The sequence below is a fragment of the Laspinema olomoucense D3b genome (genome assembly GCF_025370785.1).
Classification (GTDB): domain Bacteria; phylum Cyanobacteriota; class Cyanobacteriia; order Cyanobacteriales; family Laspinemataceae; genus Laspinema; species Laspinema olomoucense.
On sequence record NZ_JAMXFA010000020.1, the window covers coordinates 63832 to 81946 of the forward strand.

Sequence of the window (18115 nt, forward strand, 5' to 3'; positions counted from 1 at the left end):
TCCCGGGAGAGAATCGTTTATTGGTAAGGCTTATGATTACCATATATTTTTCGATGAAAACTAATCATTAAAATATGTAACAATATAAAGAGTAAGCAAACCCTAACATCGACAAGCAAAGGAGGCCACTCAATGGTAGCCGTGACCGACAGAGTACAACCGAGACTGACGATCGCAACGGGGGAAATCGCCACCGAAACTCGGACAATTCGCTGTTTGGATTGGGACCGCGATCGGTTCGATATCGAATTTGGCCTGCAAAACGGGACCACTTATAATTCCTTTCTGATTCGGGGGAGTCAGACTGCCTTGGTGGATACCTCTCATGCCAAATTTCGCGAGTCCTATTTGCAGACCCTGCGCCAGGAAATCGACCCGACTCAAATCGATTACCTGATCATCAGTCACACCGAACCGGATCATAGTGGATTAGTTAAAGATGTATTAGAGCTTGCCCCAGATATCACCATTGTGGGCGCCAAAGTTGCCATTCAGTTTTTAGAAGACTTAGTTCATCAACCCTTTAAACGTTTAATTGTCAAAAATGGGGATACCCTAGATTTAGGTAACGGTCACGTTCTAGAATTTTTCAATGCCCCGAATTTGCACTGGCCGGATACAATTTTTACCTATGACGCCAAAACGCAGATTCTGTTTACCTGCGATGCCTTTGGAATGCACTACTGTTCTGATAAAACCTTCGATGAAAACTTAAGTGAAATTGAAGCGGATTATCACTTTTATTACGAATGTTTGATGGCCCCCAATGCGCGATCGGTTTTGAGTGCCATGAAGCGGATGCCGGAAGTGGAAAAAATTAGCACGATCGCCACCGGGCACGGACCCTTACTGCGGTATAATATCGGCGAACTCACCGGACGATACAAACAGTGGAGTCAGGAGCAAGCTAAGGCAGAAACCACCGTTGCCGTGTTTTATTTTTCCGATTACGGCTATAGCGATCGCCTCTCCCAAGCAGTGGCCCACGGGATTACCAAAACCGGCGTCAACGTGGAAATGATGGATTTGCGATCGGCAGAACCCCAGGAAGTGCGGGAACTGGTGAGTATCGCCTCGGGAATCGCCCTGGGTGCACCGCCATTAACGGGACCGGGTTCAGAGAATGCAGAAGCGGCGATCGGCACCATTTTAGTGGCAGCCAATAACAAACAGACCATCGGACTCTTTGAATCCGGTGGGGGTAACGACCAATCCATCTATCCCCTCGCCGTTAAATTCCAAGCACTCGGGCTAAAACAGGGATTTCCCAATATTATCGTCAAGGAAAACCCCACGGAAGCCACCTATCAACTGTGCGATGAAGCTGGAACTGACATGGGACAGTTGCTGACCCTGAAAAAGGCTATCAAACAGATGAAATCCTTAGATAGTGAACTGGATAAAGCCTTGGGGCGGATTAGCGGGGGATTGTATATCCTCACCGCCCAGAAAGGGGATGTGAGTAGTGCCATGTTAGCTTCCTGGGTGACTCAAGCCAGTTTTGAACCCCTGGGGATTACCATTGCCGTTGCCAAAGACCGGGCGATCGAAGCCCTGATGCACGTCGGCGATACCTTCGTGCTCAATGTCCTCGATGAAGACAACTATCAAGGACTGATGAGACATTTCCTGAAGCGCTTCCCCCCGGGGGCCGATCGCTTTGCCGGAGTCAAAACCCAACCGGCGAACAACGGCAGTCCGATTCTCAGTGAAGCCCTCGCCTATCTGGAATGTCAAGTCATCAGTCGTATGGAATGTGCTGATCACTGGATCGTGTATAGCCAGGTAGACAATGGCCGAGTCTCCAATCCCGATGCCTTACCGGCGATCCACCATCGCAAAGTCGGCAATCATTATTAGACCGATGCCATTGCTCATTTTTCCCTAGGGGGTTGCTCAATTATACGGAATCCGGTTTTCAAAGGTCTATAAAAACCCGCACCCATGCCTGGTGGGGCTACACAGATGAAACCTGCCTTCCCAGGCTATTGGATAGAAACCTGCACCCATGCCTGGTGGGACTACACAGATGAAGCCTGGGCAGGCTATTGGAGAAAAATGACTTTTGATAGCCGGATTTGGTATTAGATTGAGGGGACTAGAAACCGGGTTGCTGTCAAGAATTTACGGTTCAGTGACAAAGATTGGGTGAAGAAGCCCGGTTTCTAAGCACTCCTATGGCAAGACCTTATCCGGGGAAATGAGCAAGGAAAGCCAATTGATTCCTCATATCTGCACAAGGGTTAGATAATGAGGGATGAGTGTATTTGTTTTAAGTAAACTGTCTTAGCGCATTCCTCACTGATGATAGAAACAACGACTAAACAACGTGATGTTCAGGTGGTCCTGATTGCCGAAGAGACCCGAGTTATGCGATCGCGCACTTGGGACCGCCTGAAATTTGAGGTAGAATATTCCCTGGCCAAAGGCACCACCGCCAACTCCTTTTTAATTCAAGGGGATAAAATTGCCTTAATCGACCCACCCGGGGAATCCTTTACTAAAAATTATTTAGAGTCACTCCAGGCGCGAATTAAGCTGTCCCAGATTGATTATGTCATTCTGGGTCATTTTAATGCCAATCGGGGGGAGACGATTAAAACCCTCTGGAGTCTTGCACCGCAACTGCAATTTGTTTGTACCAATCCAGGGGCGATCGCCTTACGTCAATTCTTGGAAACCGAAAACTTAAATATTTTGGTTGTCCGAGGGGAAGATACCTTAGATTTAGGTCAGGGACATCAATTACAATTCATTGCGACTCCCACTCCTAAATGGCCCGATGAACTGTTAACTTACGACCCTAAAACAAAAATTCTGTTTACCGATAAATTCTTTGGTGCTCATGTTTGTGGAGACCAAATTTTTGATGAAGGTTGGGCAATTTATAGTGAAGACCGAAGGTTTTATTATGATTGCTTACACGCACCCCAGGCAAAACAGGTGCTGTCGGCATTGGATAAAATAGCAGAATTACCCGAGGTGAAATTGTATGCCCCGGGTCATGGACCGTTAGTTTTGTATGGCAAGAAAGAACTGACGGAATTGTATCGGTCCTGGAGTAATTTGCAGAAGTCTCAGGATTTGACCGTGGCTTTAGTTTATGCTTCAGCTTATGGGAATACGGCGATCGTGGGACAGGCGATCGCCAAAGGGTTAACCAAAGCGGGAATAGCAGTAGAATTTCTGAATTGTGAACAAGCAGAACCGTCGGAAATTCAGGCGGCTGTGGAAAAATGTGATGGATTTATTATTGGATCTCCCACCCTGGGGGGTCATGCACCAACCCAAATTCAAACGGCTTTGGGGATTATTTTGAAAACTGCATCTACCAGTAAATTAGCCGGAGTGTTTGGGTCATTTGGGTGGAGTGGAGAAGCGATCGACCTATTGGAAAGTAAGTTAACGGATGCGGGGTATCAGTTTGGCTTTGACCCGATTCGGGTGAAGTTTAAACCCACGGATGTGACCTTGCAAGCCTGTGAAGAAGCCGCCCTAGATTTCGCCCAAAATTTGAAGCGATCGCAGAAACGACGGACCGCAAAATCTTCCTTGAATACAGGTGTAACCAGCGATCGCACTGCCCAAGCCGTCGGGCGAATTGTCGGGTCTTTATGCGTGGTTTCCGCCAAACGGGGGGATGTAATTAGTGGAATGTTAGCCTCTTGGGTTTCCCAAGGCTCATTTAATCCGCCCGGTTTAACCCTTGCCGTCGCCAAAGACCGGGCCTTGGAATCTCTCACCCATACCGGGGATAAATTTGTGTTGAATATCTTAGCCGAGGGGAAACAATTACGCAAGCATTTCATGAAACGATTTGCCCCCGGAGAAGACCGATTTGAGGGGTTAGAAACGATTGATGCCGCTAACGGTTGTCCGATTTTAAAAGATGGACTCGCTTATCTGGAATGTGTGGTGCAAAACCGCATGGAATGTGGAGATCATTGGGTGGTTTATGCCACGGTGGAAAATGGCAAAGTGCTGGATACCGAAGGGGTAACAGCAGTTCATTATCGGAAAACCGGGAGTTATTATTAAACCCCTCCCCAACTCCGGTCCCCTCCCCTTGCCAAGGGGAGGGTTAGGGTGGGGTGTTGGCGGTGATGTGGCGATCTCCACGTCAGGAAGAATGAGTGGGTAGAGGGTCCTCCTGACGTGACGCAAGCCACGTCACAAAGAAAGAGGTTGGACCAGCCTAAATACAGGCGCGGTAAGCGGAGCTATCCCGTAGGGAATCGCGTCATGAGAGTGCGTAAGGTGGCGATCGCCCAATAAGAACCCCACCCTAACCCTCCCCTTGCCAAGGGGAGGGGACCGGAGGTGCAGTTAAGCGTAAAAAACCTCTGGGGGCGCAGAATGGATCCAGTTTTCTCCCTCTTCTGGTAGATTTTTATCTCGGAGTTGGATCGGGTCCGACTTTTGATATAGAATCCTTTCGTAATGTGGCGATCGCCTACCGGCGAACCTTAGCCTAAGCTGACCCACAGTAGCATTGCCCCAGACACCGGAATAGGTTGCTGGTGCCATGCTGTTGACGCCTGCCGACAGAAAGCGCTTTCTGGGCGCAACCCATAAGAACACTTCGAGAGAGGATAAAACCATGACTTACGAACTGCCCCCTTTGCCGTTTGAGTACACAGCCCTTGAACCCCATGTGTCCAAGAGCACCCTGGAGTTCCACCACGACAAACACCATGCAGCCTACGTCAACAACTACAACAACATGGTGAAAGGCACGGACATGGAGAGCAAATCCATTGAAGAGGTGATCAAAGCCACCTACAATGATGCCTCTAAAGCTGGAATCTTTAATAATGCCGCCCAAGCGTGGAACCACACCTTCTACTGGAACTGCATCAAACCCAGTGGCGGGGGTCAACCCAGTGGAGAACTCGCCGACAAGATTGCCGCTGACTTTGGCAGTTTCGATAAATTTAAAGAAGAATTCAAAACCGCAGCAGCCACCCAGTTTGGTAGCGGTTGGGCCTGGTTAGTGTTGGATAAAAGCAGCCTGAAAGTGGTCAAAACCAGCAATGCCGAAAATCCCCTGGCAATGGGACTCACTCCCCTGTTGACCATTGATGTTTGGGAACACGCCTATTACCTGGACTACCAAAACAAGCGTCCGGATTACATTGAAACCTTCATCAGCAGCTTAATCAACTGGGATTTTGTCGCCGACCAAATGAAAAACGCTTAATCTCCGGTTAAATAAAATTGAGTCACTCAGTAAGGGCGATCGCCCTTGCTAAAGGGTTCATCCTAGGCAGTCACGAGGCGATCGTGACTGCTTTTTGTCGTGGATTTGCCCATTCCGTGGCATCATGACCTCATCCTGGGCACAATATATCTACCCATCCAAACCACACCTGCTTCAAGCCCACCTCGAACATTAGGCATTTTTCCAGCATTTTCCGCCCCTGTTCCCGGCGGACAAGGAATCCATCCGACCTCCTGCTGTGGACCCCGATGCGATCGAAGTCAGGGTCAGGCTATAGAGTGTATTTACCGATGAACTCCATTTATTGTTCCATCAGGTCAGAATTATGACAACGACGAAGAAACCCCAAGAAACAACACCGGAAATTAACTTAAAAGATCAGCAATATTACTTCAGCCGAGAATTAAGTTGGGTTGAATTTAATTATCGAGTTTTACAGGAAGCCTTTGACCCTCGGACGCCGTTGCTAGAACGGCTGAAATTTTTAGCAATTTTCAGTGCTAATTTAGATGAATATTTCATGGTGCGGATTGCCGGACTAAAACAGCAGGTTGAAGCGGGAGTATCCTCCCTGACTCCCGATGGACGCACCCCTCAACAACAATTGCATCAAGTGGGCGATCGCCTACATCCAATGGTTGCCGAACAACATCGGCATTTTGAAAAACTCCTGCGTCCCCAACTGATTGCTTACGGTATCCAGATCCTCGATTATATGGATCTCAACCAAGAACAGCGGACCTACCTGCAACAGTATTTTGAACAAGAAATTTTCCCGGTTCTCACCCCCTTAGCTGTCGATCCGGGCCATCCCTTTCCCTATATTTCTAACCGCAGTTTGAATCTAGCAGTTGTCATCAAAGACCCCGAAACCGAGGAAGAATTTTTTGCCCGGGTGAAAGTCCCCAAAGTTTTACCCCGATTTGTTCCCATTCCCGAAGCGCCCCGCGACTCCAGCAGCAGTCATGGGGAAGGACACAGAAAAACCTGGACCTTTACACCTTTAGAACAGGTAATTGCCCATAATTTAGAGTTTCTATTTCCGGGGATGAATATTTTGGAATATCATCCATTTCGCGTCACTCGGAACGCAGATATTGCCCTAGAAGAAGATGAAGCGGATGATTTACTCCTGGCGATCGAACAAGAAATTCGCAAGCGACGAGTCGGCGGTTCCGTAGTGCGAATGGAAGTCCAATCGGATATTCCCTTATCCGTCCGTGAAATGCTGCGGGAAGAATTGGGTTTAGTTCCTCATGAAGTTTATGAAGTAGAGGGATTACTCGGGTTAGTAGACTTAATGGGGTTGATGGATTTGCCCCTTCCCGAACTTAAATATCCGGCGTGGAATCCCGTGACTCCCGCCTCCTTCCGTCGTCTCGGAGAACTGCCCTCCGAACCGAATCTGGAGGAGATGGAAGAGACAGAGGATCTATTTGCTTTGATCCGATCGCGAGATTTACTCATCCATCATCCCTATCATTCCTTTAGTGCAACCGTACAGCGATTTATTACTCAGGCGGCATACGATCCAGCGGTATTAGCGATTAAAATGACCCTCTACCGCACCTCTGGGGATTCACCGATTGTGAATGCCTTAATTGCAGCCGCAGAAAACGGCAAACAGGTAGCGGTATTGGTGGAACTGAAAGCTCGTTTTGATGAGGAAAATAATATTTCTTGGGCGCGCAAGTTAGAAAAAGTAGGCGTTCATGTGGTTTATGGGTTAGTGGGACTAAAAACTCATACTAAAGTGGCGATGGTGGTGCGTCGGGAAGCCGATGGCATCCGTCGTTATGCTCATATTGGAACGGGGAATTATAATCCCAAGACGGCCCGACTTTATACGGATTTGGGGTTAATTACCTGCCGGGAAGATGTAGGAGCAGATTTAACAGATTTGTTTAATTATTTGACCGGGTATTCTCGCCAGCGGTCCTATCGTAGCTTGTTAGTTGCGCCGGTGAATATGAGGGAACGGATGACCGCCTTAGTGCAGCGGGAAATTGACAATGCCAAGCAGGGAAAAACGGGGCGAATTGTGTTAAAAATGAATGCCTTGGTAGATCCCAAAATGATTATCAAGCTCTATGAAGCTTCAAGGGCGGGGGTGCAAATTGATTTAATTGTGCGGGGGATTTGCTGTTTGCGTCCGGGGGTGCCGAATGTCAGTGAAAATATCCGGGTGTTGAGTATTGTGGGGAGGTTTTTAGAGCATTCCCGGATTTTTTATTTTTACAATGATGGGGCGGAGGAGGTGTACATTGGCAGTGCAGATTGGATGCCTCGGAACCTGAATCGGCGGGTGGAGGCGGTAACCCCGGTGCAAGACCCGGATTTGGCAAAAGACCTCCAGGAAATTCTGGGGATTATGTTAGCAGATAATCGCCAAGCATGGGAGTTGCAGCCGGATGGGAGTTACCTGCAACGGCGGGGAAAGAATGATGCGATCGCTCAAAGTTCTCAAAATATTTTGATGGAAATGGCCCTGCAACAAGGGTGAGGGAATTCCATTCCGGGGGAGGGGTGCAAAAACTCCGCCCCTTGACCGCAGGGGTGAGGGGCGGTTGGGGTTTCGACCCGGTTTAGGAGATCGGGCGATCGCTAAAGGTGCGGTTGAATTCATCCAGCAAATCGTCCAGTTCTTCGATCGCCTGATTTACATCAATTCTGAGGGTTCCTAAGTTGGGTTGTTCTAACAGACGCACGAGGGTTTCCCGTTTGTCTGCGATCGCACTAACCCGTTCTCTGAGTTTTTGTTCGTCCATTCTGCCTTCCCTTTGTTTTTGCTAATATCACTGTAAACAGTTTTGTTGATGCCGATCCGGTTTAGATCCGGCAGCTTTCTCTATTATAAAATCAGCCATTTGTCAAGCTTAATAGATCAGCCTTGGGTGTCGGTATGGGATGGGGAAGACAAACCGGGTTTGTTTAGCTCATCTGTAGCAATTAGCAACCAATTAGGGCCACAAACCCGGTAAGCGCCCTACTTATTCAAGACAATACCGATACCCTAGATCCGCGATCGCCTCCCTTGACAAAGAGATCGCAGTTTTTCCCTCTTATCCCAGGATCAGACGGGTCCGGGGTTCTTGAACCCGACCCATTTTAACAAAGATTAACAAGGGTAACCACCATTGGCCTGAAAACTACCGGGGCGATCGTTGTAGTGCGATCGCCAACAGGGGACAATAGAACTTTCCATTCCTGCGCGATCGTTCATTCACTCACTATCATGTTAGCTAAACTTTCTTTGGGAACCTTGGGTTTATCCCTGGGCAGTCTGATCACCATCGTGGGCTTCTACGCTTACTTTAACGACTACGCCACCTTAAATTTGGCAGGATTCTTTTATGGCATTCCCTTGTTACTCGGTGGCTTGGCCCTGAAAGCCGCCGAACTTAAGCCCGTCCCTTTCACGCAGCCGACCTCCCCGGATATCTTAGAATTGCGAGAAAAACAGGCCACTCAAATCCAAAATCAAATTCGCAAAGATATCACCCGCTATCGCTATGGTCAAGATGCTCATCTGGATGATTCCCTGGAACGGTTTGGTCTGAATCCCTCCGATGAAGCCCGACCCGTTCTCGTGGGGATTCGAGAAGAGAATTGCCAGGGTTGTTATGCTTTAATCTTAGAATTTGATTCCCCTCAATTTCCCTTGGAAATTTGGCAGCAAAAGCAAGAAAAAATCGAAAAGTTTTTTGGCCCTGGCATCTCTGTTCAAGTCAAGAATCCGGGCAAAAATCACATTGAGGTGGCTCTAATTGCTCAAAACTGAGCCTGGATTTAATCCGCGAGTAAATCCAGCAGACAGACGGGGATTTTACCCCGTCTTTTGTCCCTTTAAATTACCTTTAAAAAATCTATAAAATCCATTAAAACTGGGTAAGCGGATTTACTTTTCCAGGCGGACTACATACCATTGAAAATATTCTCCCGGTCCTAAATCAAATTCGCAGCTTGTTTCCAAAAGATATTGAGCTTGGGCATCGATAGTGGGAAACTTTTGCAAATCCCGAGGCAAATTATCCTGGCGATCGCCTAAAATTACTTTGAGCTTGCCGAGCAATTCATCAGCGGTTAGTAATTGTTCCGGTTGATTGCATTCTAAAACGACAAAATGAGTTTCGTCTTGATACATTAAGGAGTTAGGCATCGTTTTATTGGGATAACTTGTTTGGATAATTTTGACTGATTGGGGGTATCGAGGCAACTTCAGGGGCGCGACCAAGGGGAGGAGCGGTCAGGCCCTCTAGGGAAAGTCTCAAAAGCCTCTTCCTGGGGGGACTAATGCACCATTCTAACGCACCATTCGCGCCCTGGGGGGCGATCGCCAGGGCAGACGAGGGACCGGCAATAGCGGGATCATTTCCCTCAGAGGCACGAATCCCTAGGGCATCTGCGCCCCCTGCGGCAATCTTAAGCTTTAACAAAGAATCCGCCTGGGCTGGCTTAAAACTTTTAGAATTTCGCTAAAATTAGAAAACAATTGTATCAGGGTTCTATCGGAGATTCTTCCATTTTATCCCAAAAAAATGGAGAAGGCCGCTCACCGGATTTTACCCGTTGCTCCCTATTTTAAAGAAATAAAAACAGGTCAGCTCAAGGGAAAGCCATTCAATCAATAGAAAGTCAAAGACAAGGGAACGAGAGACAGAAATGGAGCGTGAGACAATGGAAAAGGGGGATAAATGCCGAGCCAAGTTTTAGAATTGTTCACAAACAGAGCGATCGCCCATCTGTCCGGGGAGAGGTTCCTCTCATTTATCCCTCACGGGCATTGTTACTTGTGGAATCCCGGGCTAGTGGGGCTTCATGTTGGTTCCGACGCCCTGATCGCCCTTTCCTATTTTGCCATTGCGCTAACCCTGCTATATTTTATCCGCAATCGCAAGGACCTGCCCTTTAGTTGGATTTTTCTTCTGTTTGGGGCATTTATCATCTCCTGTGGGACCAGCCATTTAATGGAAATCTGGACGCTCTGGTATTCGGATTATTGGCTATCGGGAGGAATCAAAGCGCTCACCGCCGGAATCTCCCTCGCCACAGCGCTTTTACTGGTCCCCCTAATTCCCCAAGCCTTGGCATTGCAGTCCCCAGAGCAGTTAGAACGAGCCAACCAGCAACTACAGACAGAAATAACAGAACGGCAGCAGGCGGAAACAGCCTTGCGGGAAAACGAAGCCCTGTTGAGAACCGTCGTTGAGCGATCGCGGATGGGAATTGCTCTGGTGACCCCCTCGGGCGGCATCACCCAAACCAATCTAGCACTACAACAGATGCTGGGATATAGCGCAGAGGAACTAAGCGCGATGAGTTGGAGCGACTTGATCTCAGATCCCCAACCCCTGCAAGGGCCGGGGGAAATCCCCGGAGGACAAGAGATAGGGGCCAAGAGGACCTATGCACAAGAACAGAATTACCTTCGGAAAGATCGAGAAATACGGACCGCTCAAGTGCTAGTTTCCGAGATTGTATCATACGAGGGGAAAGCGAGCTTAAGCCTGTTGATGATCGAGGATATTACCGATCGCAAGCAGCAGGAAATCGCCCTGCGATCGCTCAATGTGGAACTAGAAAGACGGGTTGCCGAACGAACCGAACAATGGCAAACCGCCAACGAAGAATTGCGCGGAGAAATTAAGGAACGCCAACGCATAGAAGTAGCACTGCGCGAGAGTACATCCCACCTACAAACCCTGGTGCAACAAGCGCCGGTGATTCTCTATGCCACCGATCGCCAAGGCAGAATTACCCTAGTGGAAGGAAAAAACCTGCCATCCTTAGGAGTGAAGCAAGAAACAGCGATCGGTGCATCCATTTTCGAGGGTTACGCCGAGCAGCCGAGTATCCTCCAGCAGATCCAGCAGGTATTTAACGGGAAAGAAGAAAACTGGATCGGCAATTGCAATGGATTAATTTATGAACATAAATTGACCCCAATTTGGGATGAAAGCGGCAACGTGAGCGGCGTCATCGGGGTGGCGACGGACCGGACAGAACAGGTGCGATCGCAAGAAGCCCTGCGTCAAAGTGAAGAACTCTATCGCACTCTCACCCGTAACTTTCCCCAGGGTGTCGTCTTCCTTTTAGACCGAAATCAACGGTTTTTACTCGCAGAAGGAGCCGGTTTAGAGGCTGCCGGTCTTTCTAAAGCATTCGTAGAAGGTAAAACCCTAAGTGAGGTTTTTTCATTAGAAGCCCGAACCCTCTTAGAGCAGAGTATTCAGGCGATCGACGGAAACTCCACCTCAGTCATCCAAGAAATGCCCTGGAATGGGCGGTGGTATCGCACCCACACCGTACCCGTGCGAACCGAAACCAGCCCCATCGACTCCGTGATGGTCGTCGCCCAGGATATCACCGATCGCAAAAACGCCGAACAGGAACGCGATCGCTTCTTCACCCTCTCCCTGGATATGCTCTGTATCGCCGGATTTGATGGGTATTTTAAACTCCTCAACCCCGCCTGGGGCAAAATCCTCGGGTACACCGACGAAGAACTGTTTTCTCAGCCCTTTATCGAATTCGTCCATCCCGACGATCGCGCCGCCACCCTAGCAGAAACGGCAAAACTGAGCAACTTGAACCTGGACGCCCTGGGTTTTGAAAACCGCTATCGCTGTAAAGATGGCTCCTATCGGTGGGTACGCTGGAACACCACCCCCTTCCGCGAACAAGGATTACTCTACTGTGTCGCCCATGACATCACTCAACGAAAAGAAGCCGAAGAAGCCCTTGCTGAAAGCGCCGCTCAACTTCAGATCGTCTTTGAAGGAGCAGGAATTGGCATCGTCCTAGGGACTTTAGACGAGGGACGGATTTTAAAAAGCAATCCCGCCTTTGAGAAAATGCTGGGCTACTCCGCCGCCGAACTCTCTACCATGAGCTTTTCTGACTTCACCCATCTGGAAGATTTACAGAAAGAACTTCCCCTCTTTCAGGCGGTGGTAGCCGGAGAGCGTCCCAGCTACGAAATCCAGAAGCGCTATATTTGCAAGGATGGCTCTCGAATCTGGGTTGATCTGACGACTTCCATCATTCGGGATGCCAATGGCAATTCTAAATTTGCCGTAGGCATGGTTCAGGATATTACAGAACGGTTTGAAGCAGCAGAAGCCCTGCGCCAGAGTGAGGAAAAATATCGCTCCGTGGTGGATAACATCAAAGAGGTAATTTTCCAGACCGATGCTCAGGGTTACTTCACCTTTCTCAATCCAGCTTGGGAGGAAATTACCGGATTTGAGATTGACCAGAGCATCGGCACTTCTTGGTTGAGTTACATTTATGAACCCGACGTCCCGCCATTTTCCCAATATTTAGAAGCACTCAGTTCTGGAGAACAGCAGAACTGTCAAGATGAGATGCGATACCGCACCCAAGCGGGAGACTACCGTTGGATTGAGGTTTTTGCCCGAGGAAGTCGGAATGAGGCGGGAGAGTTGACCGGGATTAGTGGCACCCTCAATGATATTACCTTCCGTAAACAGGCCGAATGGGAAAAGACTCAATTAATTGCCTCCCTGAAAGAGAGTGAGGCAGCGATTCGGGCGCTGTATTCCGTCACAGCCGATCGCAGTCTGGACTTTGACACCAGACTATCGCGAATGTTAGAGATGGGATGTCGGCGGTTTGGCCTGGAAATAGGGATGGTAGGCCGTTTGGACAGCCCCAAGGAGAGTCGAGACGGGATGGAGCGCGCTTCTACCATCGAGGCGATCGCCCTGCAATTACCTCCTAATGCCTTAATTCCCTTGACCCAAGGGGATGCCTTTAAATTAGAACTCACCTATTGCTCCCTTGCCATCCGGGAATCTGAGCCAGTCTGCATCCCATCCGCCAGTGACTCCGAGTGGCTGGAGCATCCCGCCTATAAAATGCGCGGATTAGAAGCCTATCTCGGAGTGCGAGTGATGGTCTCTGGCGAAGTTTACGGCTGTCTGAGCTTCTCCTCGTTCCAGCGTCGGACTCAACCGTTTAAATCCGTGGATCAAAACTTGTTGAAACTGATGGCCCAATGGATCGGCGGTGAGATCGAGCGGAATCAGGCTCAAATAGCCCTGCAACAGCAACTGCATCGCAGTCTGCTCCTGGGCCAAATAACGCGAGAAATCCGCCAAAGTTTAGACAGTCAGAAGATTTTTCAAACCACGGCCACCCAAATTGGTCAGGCTTTTGGAGTAAATCGCTGTTTGATTCATAGTTACATCCCCACGGACCCACCGAAAATGCCCTTAGTGGCGGAGTATTTAGAGCCTGGTGCTCAATCCATGATGAACTTTGAGGTGCCGGTAGCAGGGAATCCTCATGCAGAACAACTGGTAGCCTTCGATACGGTGCTGGTCTCCGATGATGTCTATAAGGAACCCCTGCTCAAAGGAGCGGAGGCGATGTGTCGGCACATCGGAGTCAAGTCCATGTTAGCGGTGCGAACTTCCTATCAGGGGATACCTAATGGGGTGATTGGGATGCATCAGTGCGATCGCTTCCGGCGCTGGACTCGCGAGGAAATTGAGTTATGTGAAGCCGTCGCCGAACAAGTGGGGATTGCCCTAGCTCAAGCCCGACTCCTGGAACAAGAAACCCTCGCCCGTCAGGAAGTCGCCCTCAAAAGCCAAGCAGCTTTGCAAGCGCGGGAAGCAGCCGAAGCGGCGAACCGCGCCAAGAGCGAATTCCTCGCCACCATGAGCCACGAAATCCGCACCCCGATGAATGCCGTGATCGGGATGACCGGGTTACTGTTAGATACGCCCTTGAATGCAGATCAGCGCGAGTTTGTGGAAACCATTCGCACCAGTGGCGACGGATTGCTAACGATTATTAACGATATCCTAGACTTCTCTAAGATAGAGTCCGGGAAGATGGACCTAGAGGAACATCCGTTTAATCTGCGAACCTGCGTTGAGGAATGTCTGGACTTGGTGGCCTCTAAAGCGGCAGAAAAACAGCTAGAACTGGCCTATTTGTTCAGTCCCCAAACCCCCGAGGGCATCATCGGCGATGTCACCCGCCTACGCCAAATCTTGGTGAATCTACTCAGTAATGCGGTCAAATTCACAGAAGAAGGGGAGACGATCATTTCGGTGAATGCGACCCTGGTGCAGGATGCCCCCTTGGGGAACCGGATAGAAACGGGAACTCGGGGGGGGATTTATCAAATTCACTTCTCTGTGAAAGATACCGGGGTGGGGATTCCTCCCGATCGCCTCGATCGCCTGTTTAAGTCGTTTTCTCAGGTGGATTCTTCCACAACGCGCAAATATGGGGGTACAGGTTTGGGTTTGGCGATCGCCAAGCGCCTGAGCGAACTGATGGGCGGTACGATGTGGGTGGAAAGTCAAATCGGCGTGGGTTCGACGTTCCATTTTACAATTCAGGCGGCAGCCACTTCGGAGTTCGCCTCGGTGAGTCCAGAAGATGAAGTTCCTCAACTCACGGGCAAGCATTTACTGATTGTGGATGATAATGCCACAAATCGCCTGATTCTCACCCGCCAAGCCCAATCCTGGGGAATGATTCCTTATGCCGCAGCTTCGGGTCCTGAAGGGTTGGCGCAGTTGCAGAATTCGGATACCCGGTTTGACCTGGCTATTTTGGATATGCAGATGCCGGATATGGATGGGATAGCCCTAGCAACGGCGATTCGTCAGATCCCCGATGGCGATCGCTTACCCTTGGTCATGTTGACCTCTCTGGGTTGGCAACCCGTTTCTCGGGAAGTTTCCGGAATCGATTTTGCAGCGTTTTTGAGTAAGCCGATCAAACAATCTCAACTGTTCGATATTTTGATTGGGATTTTGTCACGGCAATCCCACGGGAAGGATCCCAAGGGCCGTCGCGCTCCCTCTTTCCCCCGTCAGCCAACTCCTCTAAAGAGCGATCGCCCCCTGAAGATTCTGTTAGCCGAAGATAATGTGGTTAACCAAAAGGTGGCGTTGCGGATTTTAGAACGGATGGGATATCGTGCCGATGTCGCTGGTAACGGATTGGAGGCGATCGCCGCTCTGAATCGTCAAAGCTACGATGTCATCCTCATGGATGTGCAAATGCCTGAAATGGATGGTTTAGAAGCCACTCGTCGCATCTGCTTAGAATGGAGTCAACGCCGGGATGTTTCCCCAATGGGACGCCCTTGGATTATTGCCATGACGGCTAATGCTATGCAAGGCGATCGCGAAATCTGTCTGCAAGCAGGAATGGATGATTACATCAGCAAACCCATTCGCCTAGAAGCCCTCGCCCAGGCACTGGCTGGATGTCATCTGTATTCTGAATCCTTACCTGTGCCACCAACCACGGATGTATCCTTTCCCCCAGAGTCTGTCTCTCCCCCATCTCCCCCATCCCCCCCATCTCCCATGTCTAATTCTTCATTTCCTCACTCAATTCCTGAACCTCCCATCGATGCCAAAGCATTGCAAAACTTACGAGAGATGGTCGGTGAAGATGAGCCAGAAGCGTTTATTGAAGTGGTTGAGAGTTATTTAAAGGACTTACCAGATTTGTTAGAAACCCTAGAAACTTCTGTGCAGAAACAAGATGCTCCCACCCTCCATCGCGCGGCTCACACTTTAAAATCAACCAGTGCCACCCTCGGCGCAAAACCGTTGGCGCAATTGAGTAAGCAGCTAGAAAAGCTCGGACGAACCAGTTCCGAAGAGGGAACGCTCTTACCCCCAGAGGCATTGGCACTGGTGCGAGCGATTTACTTGGAGTACGAACGCCTCAAGCCAGCTTTACAAGGTGAGTTGAAGCCATAAAAAACTGGGGTTGAGGAGCAACCTCGTAACTGCCCTATCTGATCACTAACGCCAGTCCCGGTTTAAAACTTTAAATGTAGCCCGGGCTTGGCCATGTCCATCTTACATCTGTGTGAGCCGTAAGCCCTGTATCGATTGAAGGCGATACCGAGGTTCTAGGCTAAAGGCATGGGAAACCATTAGCATAACAATAGATGCCGATATGGGTGAGCGAATTTCTGGCGGATAGAAAGCATGGATAGGGTGAGATTGGGTGGATCTAAATGTCCAGTGTGTGGAACTGAATATGTGCAGGGGGAACAGACACTCTGCCCAACCTGTGGGTGGGATGTAACGTTGGATCCCCCGTTAATGCCTGGGGAGTTGCCTGACGGGAATTCTCCTGGTGAGGGGACCAAACTATTTTGGGCGCGAAACGTTTGGGCGCTGGTTCAGGAACGGGACTCAGCGGTTAAACAGTTAGAGTGGAAGTTAGCGGACATTGAAGGACAGTTATCTAAATTTTGGGAACGCTTAGATCGGGCGGGGAAAGAACGAATCACGACCCAAGAAAAGGTCGATCGCCTATTATTTGAGAGTGAGGAAGTCCGCCAACAGCGCGATCGGCTAGAAGCGGAGATTAACCATGAGCGTCAAGAACGCCTAGCGGGGCACAAAGAGTTAGAGACTCGACTCAATGAAGTGTTCTCTCAGTTACCCCTAAGCAATAGCGATCGCCTCCAAATTTCTCAACCCCTTCATCCTATTCAATCGAGCAGCAGTCCCATGAGAGAACCCCAGGATTTAAAAGAAATGTTGGCCAACCTGCATCAAGAAATAGCCCGGTTGAAGCCCCCCCAAGAAGCGGAAGCATTTCAGGAACTTCAGGAATTAAAAGAACAGCTAAATCAGTCTAAATCAGAGCAATTACAGCTAACTAATCAACTGGCTATTGAACAAAAAAATTCGGCAGTTTTAAAAGAAAAAATTAAAGAACTAAACGCTGAAATAGAAGCTAAAAGTCGCAACGATGGGGCGATGGAATTTGAATCTGAAATGGTCAATTTATTGATTTCATCCCTAGCCGATCCCTCTGAAGCAGTCCAACGATGGGCTTATGCCTTGCTCAAACGCAGTCATTTGCCCAAAGCAAAAATGGCCATAGAAGATTATCAACCCTATCGGTTTTTTCGCTGCCTACAAGTCTTAGAACATCAAAAAGCGGTGCGAACTTTAGCGATCGACCCCGAGGGGAATTTTTTGGTGAGTGGGAGTAATGATAAAACGGTAAAAATTTGGGAAATCCACAGCGGAAACCTGATTAAAACAGCAATAGGTCACACGGGTTCGGCAATCGCCCTGGCAATTTCCCCCAATGGCGAACTCTTCGCCAGTGGCAGTGGAGACAATACGATCAAACTGTGGGAACTCAAAACTGGTAAACTCCGCTTTACGTTGCGAGGACATACGGGATGGGTGAATGCCTTGGCATTTCATCCCAAAGGAAATATGCTCGTGAGTGGGGGTGCAGATAAAACAATTGCGCTCTGGAATTTGGAGACTCAGGAATTAATCGGGACGTTTTACGGACATACAAGTACCGTACGATCTATCTCGATTAATCCTCAAGGAAATACCCTAATTAGTGGGGGAAATGATAATATGATTAAAATTAGAAACTTACTCACGGGAGAATTACTCCATACCCTCACGGAACATACCGGATCTGTCTGTTCCGTTGCCATTAGTCCCGATGGCAATCTCTTAGCCAGTGGGAGTAATGATACCACCCTGCGCCTCTGGAATGTCGGAACCGGCAAACTTTTGTACACCCTGGCGGATCATTCCAGTGGGGTGACTTCTGTTTCCATTTCTCAAAATAATATGATGGCCAGCAGTTCCGATGATGGGACAATTAAAATTTGGAATTTGGAGCAAGCTCGACCCATTCACACCATTCCTCCCTTGAAAACGACTCACGGAAATGAAGGGTATATGTTATGTAGCGCCATCGGTCCCAACGGAGATAAAATTGTCACGGGGTTTGATGGCGGTAAGATTAAAATTTGGGGAATTGGTGACCATTAACCCTTTATTATATCAAGAGTTACTTTGGATTAAATCAGTTGTGTTGCCCGTCTATCTAAGCCAT

General features: G+C 49.0%; 9 protein-coding genes. 7 read left to right on the plus strand and 2 right to left on the minus strand.

Annotation, left to right across the window (positions count from 1 at the left end):
* The first annotated feature begins 132 nt into the window (after positions 1–132).
* The 4 genes from NG792_RS16185 to ppk1 all read left to right on the plus strand — a co-directional run bounded on the left by NG792_RS16185 (position 133) and on the right by ppk1 (position 7724).
* Positions 133–1860: a diflavin flavoprotein gene (locus tag NG792_RS16185; RefSeq protein WP_261236067.1), complete on the plus strand. Its 1728-nt coding sequence runs from the start codon at positions 133–135 to the stop codon at positions 1858–1860.
* A gap of 444 nt (positions 1861–2304) precedes the next feature.
* The gene (locus tag NG792_RS16190) at positions 2305–4038 is read left to right on the plus strand and encodes a diflavin flavoprotein (protein WP_261200581.1); all 1734 of its coding nucleotides are present in this window, start codon (positions 2305–2307) and stop codon (positions 4036–4038) included.
* Between the two features lie 562 nt (positions 4039–4600).
* Positions 4601–5200, plus strand: a complete 600-nt coding sequence (locus NG792_RS16195) for a superoxide dismutase (RefSeq protein ID WP_261200582.1) — start codon at positions 4601–4603, stop codon at positions 5198–5200.
* 346 nt (positions 5201–5546) lie between these two features.
* Positions 5547–7724, plus strand: coding sequence for a polyphosphate kinase 1 (ppk1, locus tag NG792_RS16200; RefSeq protein WP_261236068.1), 2178 nt, complete (start codon positions 5547–5549; stop codon positions 7722–7724).
* Between the two features lie 82 nt (positions 7725–7806).
* Here ppk1 and NG792_RS16205 read toward each other — a convergent pair whose 3' ends face one another.
* Positions 7807–7989, minus strand: a complete 183-nt coding sequence (locus tag NG792_RS16205; protein WP_261200584.1) for a hypothetical protein — start codon at positions 7987–7989, stop codon at positions 7807–7809.
* A gap of 467 nt (positions 7990–8456) precedes the next feature.
* On the opposite strand from NG792_RS16205, the gene NG792_RS16210 reads away from it, so the two are divergent.
* Positions 8457–9002: a DUF2854 domain-containing protein gene (locus tag NG792_RS16210; protein ID WP_261200585.1), complete on the plus strand. Its 546-nt coding sequence runs from the start codon at positions 8457–8459 to the stop codon at positions 9000–9002.
* A 117-nt stretch (positions 9003–9119) separates the two neighbouring features.
* Here NG792_RS16210 and NG792_RS16215 read toward each other — a convergent pair whose 3' ends face one another.
* Complete coding sequence (locus NG792_RS16215; RefSeq protein WP_261200586.1) at positions 9120–9380, minus strand: CRR7 family NDH-1 assembly protein; 261 nt, start codon at positions 9378–9380, stop codon at positions 9120–9122.
* A 535-nt stretch (positions 9381–9915) separates the two neighbouring features.
* On the opposite strand from NG792_RS16215, the gene NG792_RS16220 reads away from it, so the two are divergent.
* Together NG792_RS16220 and NG792_RS16225 are read left to right on the plus strand one after the other, a co-directional pair.
* Complete coding sequence (locus NG792_RS16220) at positions 9916–15984, plus strand: PAS domain S-box protein (RefSeq protein WP_261236069.1); 6069 nt, start codon at positions 9916–9918, stop codon at positions 15982–15984.
* Positions 15985–16320: 336 nt separating this feature from the next.
* Positions 16321–18051, plus strand: coding sequence for a WD40 repeat domain-containing protein (locus NG792_RS16225; protein WP_261200588.1), 1731 nt, complete (start codon positions 16321–16323; stop codon positions 18049–18051).
* Positions 18052–18115 lie beyond the last annotated feature (64 nt).